The sequence below is a fragment of the Gemmatimonadota bacterium genome, from assembly GCA_009835325.1.
Taxonomy (GTDB): Bacteria; JAAXHH01; JAAXHH01; order JAAXHH01; family JAAXHH01; genus JAAXHH01.
This window is the reverse complement of record VXWP01000017.1, coordinates 76,661-82,936: the sequence shown is the minus strand read 5'-3', so window position 1 is coordinate 82,936 and position 6,276 is coordinate 76,661. Positions and strand designations below refer to the sequence as shown.

Here is a 6,276-nt window from a genome sequence, read left to right as displayed (position 1 = left end):
AATATATAATTTGATAATGTATGTGTCAACAATTAGATTGGAAAAAATCCATACTCATCCGGGAGATCGCCGACTGCCTCGTCCGGACAGGCACCGGCAGACTCGCCCGGACGGGTCCCTGCAGATCCACCCCTGGAACACGCGTGGAGCACGAGCCGGACCGAAACAATCCCCTTGTTTGCGGCCGACTTCCGCCTGTATATTCGAACTGCCGAAACGTTGAAACCCCGTCAGCCAGCGTGATGCGAGCCTGGAGCCGTGATGCCTGACCATACCATTCTCGTCGTGGTAGACGACCTGTTCTTCTCCGCCAAGATCGGAGAGACCATCCGACAACTTGGCGGCAAGCCGCGCTTCGCGGCGGAAGCGAGCGAAATCCCGGGTGACTCCGAGGGAGGTCCACCCGCCGCGATCATCGTGGATCTCGATCTTTCGCGTACCGACGCCGTTGGCCTGATCTCGCACTTGAAGGCCGGTGAAGCGACCAGGGACGTACCCATGATGGCCTACGGACGGCACACGCGGCCCGAGGCCTTCGTACTTGCCCGGGAGGCGGGCTGCGAACAGGCCGTGCCGAGATCGGAATTCGTGAAAAGGCTGCCGGAATTCGTCGAAGCCTGCCGTGAGAACGCCCGCACCGCGCGCTGAGCACATTGCAAATGCCCCGGGACGTCAGGACGCGCCGGGACGTCAGGACGCGCCGGGACGTCAGGACGCGCCAGGACGTCAGACGCGCCAGGACGGAATCCAGTCATGACCAACAAACAGATCGGCAAGGTACTCAGCCAGATCGGATCGCTCCTGATCCTGCAGGGCGAGAACACCTTCAAGACCCGCGCCTATGCGAACGCCGCGCGCCGCGTGGAGACCCTCTCTGAACCGGTAGTGGATATGGTGAACGAAGACCGGTTGGGCAAGGTCCCCGGCCTGGGCGCTTCCATGGTGCGCCACATCACCGAACTCGTCCGGGACGGGCAGTCGAGCTATCATCAGACCCTCGTTCAGGAGGTGCCGGCCGGGTTCCAGGAAATGCTCACGATTTCCGGTCTCGGAGCGCGGAAGATCCGGACGATTTACGACCATCTCGACATCGATACCGTGGGGGAACTGGAATACGCCTGCCGGGAGAACCGCCTCGTCAAGCTGGACGGATTCGGCGCCAAGACCCAGGAGCGCGTGCTCAAGGGGATCGACCTGATCAAGCGTTCGCGCGGGTTCCATCTCCTGGACCGGGCGATGAAGGAGGCGAAATCCCTGGCGGACGACCTGCTCCGCCACCCCGACGTCTGGCGCGCCGAGGTCGCCGGAGAAGTAAGGCGCAGGATGGAAGTCATCCGCGAGGCAGACCTCGTCGTCGGCCATCCCGACGCGGAGGGGATCAAGCCCATCCTGCATCGTTTCGGAGAGGTGCGGGAGCAGGACGGCCGGGACTTGACCGTCATCGGTCCATCCGGTCTGCCCGTGCGGGTCCACTGCGTGCCGGACGAAACCTTCGCCGTCACGCTGTACCACTGGACGGGCAGCGAAGGCCATCGAACGAGGATCGCCCGGCACGCCGACGACCGGGGGATCACCATTACCGACCGGCACGTCATTCACGACCGCGCCGTGATCCCCTGTCCCGACGAATCCGTGATCTATGACCTGCTCGGTCTTCAGTTCGTACCCCCGGAACTGCGGGAAGGAGGAGACGAGGTCGCCATGGCCGCGGAAAACCGGCTGCCGGAACTGCCTTCGAAGGCGGATATCCTCGGCGTGATCCACAACCATACTTCCTACAGCGACGGGATGCACAGTCTCCGGGAGATGGCCGAGGGCGCTCGTGCGCGAGGGTACCGCTACATCGCGGTCTGCGACCACAGCCGGACCGCGGCCTATGCCCAGGGACTGAGCATCGAAAGGGTTATGGAGCAGCAGGAGGAAATCGACAAACTGAACGCCGGCTACGACGACTTCCGCATCCTCAAGGGCATCGAGTCCGACATCCTCCCCGACGGAAGTCTGGACTACCCGGACGAGGTCCTGGCCTCCTTCGACCTGGTCGTGGCTTCCGTCCACTCCATGTTCAACATGTCCGAAGCGGACATGACCGAACGCATGGTCAAGGCGATCCGGAATCCGTACACGACCATCCTGGGACACCCCACGGGCCGGCTGCTGCTGGCCCGGGACGGCTATGCCGTGGACGTGGCCCGCCTCATCGACGAAGCGGTGGCTCACGATGTCGCCGTAGAGGTCAATGCGAATCCCCACCGTCTCGACCTGGACTGGCGGCATCTCGATTACGGCATGACCCGGGGCGCCCGGTTCAGCATCGGACCCGACGCCCATCACGTGGACGAACTGGACTACGTGGAATACGGACTCTCCATGGTCCGCAAGGGCGGCGTAACGCCCGATCGACTCCTGAACAGCCTGACGGCGGAAGAACTGATCCGGCTGAAGACCGGGCGTCTCAGCACGGCGGCGAGTTGAGCCGTCCGCATGGACTGCGTGGCTCGCCTGGTCCGCCTGACCCGCCGGTCCCTGCCTGTCCCGCCGGTCCACCAGTTCCTGCGCAGTCCGGCCTTTCCGATGAGTCCCCGCCTGTCCCGGCCCGACTCCCACAGGAGATGCTGAAACATGCCGACCGTGAAAGCGCAGCGTGAACGAATGACGGAGGTCCTGTCCCGCCTGAAGAAGACCTACCCCGACGTGGGACCGGCATTGAGGTTTACAACGCCATTTGAGCTGCTTGTCGCAACCATCCTCTCGGCACAGTGCACGGATAAGCAGGTAAACGTAGTCACGGAATCCCTCTTCAAGAAGTATCCGTCTCCCAGGCACTACCTGGACGCCGCGCCCGATGCATTGGAAGCGGATATCTTCACCACGGGCTTCTACCGCAACAAGGCGGCCAATATCCGGAAATGCTGCCGTTCGTTGGTCGATCTCCACGGCGGCGAAGTGCCCTCGGCCATGGAGGACCTGACGAATCTGGCCGGCGTGGGCCGGAAGACCGCCAACGTCGTGCGCGGCAACGCCTTCGGGATTCCGGGGATCGCCGTGGACACCCACGTGAAACGGCTGTCCGGGCTCCTCGGGTTCGCGAAACATGCCGACCCCGACCGGATCGAGCGCGACCTGATGAAGGTCGTGCCGGAATCGGACTGGACCGGCCTCGGTCACCTCCTGGCGGCTCACGGCAGGAAGACGTGCATCGCCCGGCGTCCGAAATGCGACGAATGTGTCCTGAGCGACCTGTGCCCTTCGGCAAAGTAGGCGTTATTGCCTGCCCGTACACACGCCCGATCGCGGGTCCGGCCGCCGTTTTGTGTTTTCAACAGACCCCGCGCCAGGTATATTTCGGATACCTCGAATGAGCCGCCTGCGCGTCGATCTGCGTGTCGATGGCCCGCGGCGCGCGCGCGAGACAATTCGACCCGCGGGACGCGCGCGAGGTGGTCCCAGAAAGCAGACAGGATGGGGAATGCGCCAAACGATACTTGTCGTAGACGACGAGCCCGATATCGTGGAAATCATCCAGTACAATCTGGAGAAATCCGGCTTCGACGTCATCGTGGCGGCGGACGGCTCGGCCGCGCTTGAAAAAGCCCGCGACGAGGCCCCTGATCTCATCGTGCTCGACCTCATGCTGCCCGGACTCGAAGGCACCGATGTTTGCCGCATTCTGAAACAGGACGAACGCACGAGGTTCATACCCATCCTTATGCTGACCGCGAAGAGCGAGGAAATCGACCGGATCATCGGTCTTGAACTGGGGGCCGACGACTATGTGGTCAAACCCTTCAGCCCCCGGGAGATCGCCCTGCGCATCCGGAACATCCTGCGCCGCCGGACCGAGCCGGAAACCGCGGGCCCCGTCCGGGCGGGATCCCTGGTCATCGACGTGGAAGGCCACCACGTGTCCGTATCGGGAAGCTCGGTGTCCCTGACGGCCACCGAGTTCAAGCTCCTGGCCGTTCTCTTTCAGCGGCGCGGCAGGGTACAGACCCGGGAGGAACTGCTCGACGTGGTCTGGGGATATGACTACATGGGGTACGGACGCACCGTGGACGCCCACATCAAGCGATTGCGAGAGAAACTCGGCGAGGCCGCCGGCATGGTGGAAACGGTGCGGGGGGTCGGATACCGCTTCGCCAGGTAGGCCCTGTCATGCGATTTTCGCTACAGACAAAGATCCTGGTCGGCTACGTCGCCTTTACCCTGGTGGTGGCGGGCGCCGTGTACATCTATCTGAACACGTCCCTCCGCGAGGACGTCAGCGGCCATACCCGCGAGCAGTTGCTCAATGACGCCCGCCTGATCCAGTCCTACCTGGAAAACACGCCGCTTCCGTCCCTTTCCCCCGAAACGATCGATCCGATCGCGGACCGCCTGGGTGAGCAGTGCGGCGCCCGCGTAACCGTGGTGCGGGACGACGGCGTCGTGGCCGGTGATTCGTCCATCCCCCTTTCGTCCGTTCCCCTCTTGGAGAACCACGGCGACCGGCCGGAGATCCTCGAAGCCATCGCGTCGGGGATCGGTAACAGCATCCGCTACAGCAACACGCTGGAAACCGACATGGCCTATGTGGCGGTCCCCTTCCGCACCGAACAGGCAAGGGGCGTAGTTCGGGTCGCGCTGCCGCTGCAGCAGTTCCGTTGGATCGAATCCCATATATGGAAGATCGTGCTCGCGGCCCTTGGCATCGGCCTCCTGTTGAGCGTCGTGCTGAGCTGGGGCACGGAGAGACTGGTGTCCCGACCGATCGAACGCATGACGGAAGTCGCCCGTCGCCAGGCCGCCGGCGACCTCGAGGTCGCCGCTTCCGCGCCGGCGCACGTCGAACTCTCCTCACTGGCGGCCGCCCTGAACGAGATGGCCGCGCAATCAAAGGAAAGGCTTTCGCGGATCCGGGAAGAGAACGCCCAGCTCGAAGCGGTGCTGTCCGGTATGGCGGAAGGCGTAATGGTGACCTCCGCGGAAGGGCGGATCCTGATGGTCAATCCGGCTTTCAAGCGCATGATGGACGTGGACGCGTGGTGCCTGAACAAGCGACCGATCGAGGTCGTGCGCAACCACGACCTGCAGAGCGTGGTGGACGCCGCGATCGATTCGGCGCCGTCCCTGCACGAGGATACCGTGTTCGACCTGACCCTGGAGTGGAACCAGCGCATCTTCCAGGTACACCTGACTCCCGTACGCATCGGGGAGCAGCTGCACGGCGTGGTCGCCGTGTTCCACGACATGACCGAACTGCGCCGCCTTGAGCAGGTCAGGAAGGACTTCGTGGCCAACGTGTCTCACGAACTCAGGACGCCGCTGACCTCCATCAAGGGTTTTGTGGAGACGCTGCTGGACGGCGCCATGGAAGATACCGCCGCGCTGCGCCGTTTCATGACGTCCATCCAGCATCATGCCGACCGGCTCCAGGCGCTGGTCGAGGACCTGCTGCAACTGTCCAGCATAGAATCGGGCCGGTACGAGGTCGAATTCACCTCCTGCCGCCTGGACCGGGTTTCGGAACGGGTTGCCGAGATTTTCGCGAAACAGGTCGACCGCAAGCAACTGGCGCTCTCCCTGCGTTTCGAAACGGACAGGCCGGCCCGCGGAGATCCCGAACTCATGGAGCGGGCCCTGTCCAATCTGGTGGACAACGCCGTGAAATACACGGAGAATGGCGGATCGATTACCATCGGCACCGAGGAGCGGGTCGATGAGATCGTCCTGTCGGTTTCCGACACCGGACCGGGCATTCCGTCCGAGGCGCTTCCCCGGATCTTCGAACGTTTTTTCCGGGTTGACCGGGCGCGGTCCAGGGCCCTGGGCGGAACCGGCCTGGGCCTGGCGATCGTCCGGCACACCATGGAACTGCTCAACGGCCGGGCATGGGTCGAGAGCAGGCTCGGCGAAGGCGCGACCTTCTACCTCTCCCTGCCCGCGTGGACCGAAAACGAGCCGTCGGAAGACGAACAGTCCGAAGTGACCGGACGCCCCGCCCGCACGCCAGGAGAATCGGTCGGCGAAACTACCACGGGTGGAACCACTTAGACCACACCATCCCCACTCGCGGCACCCGGTGGGATGTGCTGGCCGGGACCGCTCGTTTCATGGTCTGTGCTCGATCAACGGACCGCCGTGTTCTTCCGCTTTGTTTCCTGTGTTTTTTGGATCAAAAAACACATTTACCCTTGACAGTGCTTCCCTTCTGATATTTATTGGGTACATAACCCAAAAAACAAAATAAACCATCGGGAACAAGACCCCGATACGCAGGACTCCGGCCAGGCTTCT

Annotated in this window: 4 protein-coding genes and 1 pseudogene; all 5 read left to right on the top strand. The window is 63.1% G+C overall.

Annotation, left to right across the window (positions count from 1 at the left end; translation table 11 throughout):
• Positions 1–261 precede the first annotated feature (261 nt).
• The 5 genes and pseudogenes from F4Z81_02085 (at position 262) to F4Z81_02065 (ending at position 6,033) form a co-directional block, all read left to right on the top strand.
• The gene (locus F4Z81_02085; protein ID MXW03836.1) at positions 262–648 is read left to right on the top strand and encodes a hypothetical protein; all 387 of its coding nucleotides are present in this window, start codon (positions 262–264) and stop codon (positions 646–648) included.
• A 105-nt stretch (positions 649–753) separates the two neighbouring features.
• A pseudogene (gene polX, locus F4Z81_02080) lies at positions 754–2,475 on the top strand (DNA polymerase/3'-5' exonuclease PolX).
• Positions 2,476–2,622: 147 nt separating this feature from the next.
• On the top strand, positions 2,623–3,261 hold the full coding sequence (gene nth / locus F4Z81_02075) for an endonuclease III (protein MXW03835.1): 639 nt from the start codon (positions 2,623–2,625) through the stop codon (positions 3,259–3,261).
• A gap of 208 nt (positions 3,262–3,469) precedes the next feature.
• The gene (locus F4Z81_02070; GenBank protein ID MXW03834.1) at positions 3,470–4,147 is read left to right on the top strand and encodes a response regulator; all 678 of its coding nucleotides are present in this window, start codon (positions 3,470–3,472) and stop codon (positions 4,145–4,147) included.
• Between the two features lie 8 nt (positions 4,148–4,155).
• Entirely contained in the window at positions 4,156–6,033 is a 1,878-nt protein-coding gene (locus F4Z81_02065; GenBank protein ID MXW03833.1) for a HAMP domain-containing protein, read from the top strand.
• Positions 6,034–6,276: the final 243 nt, after the last annotated feature.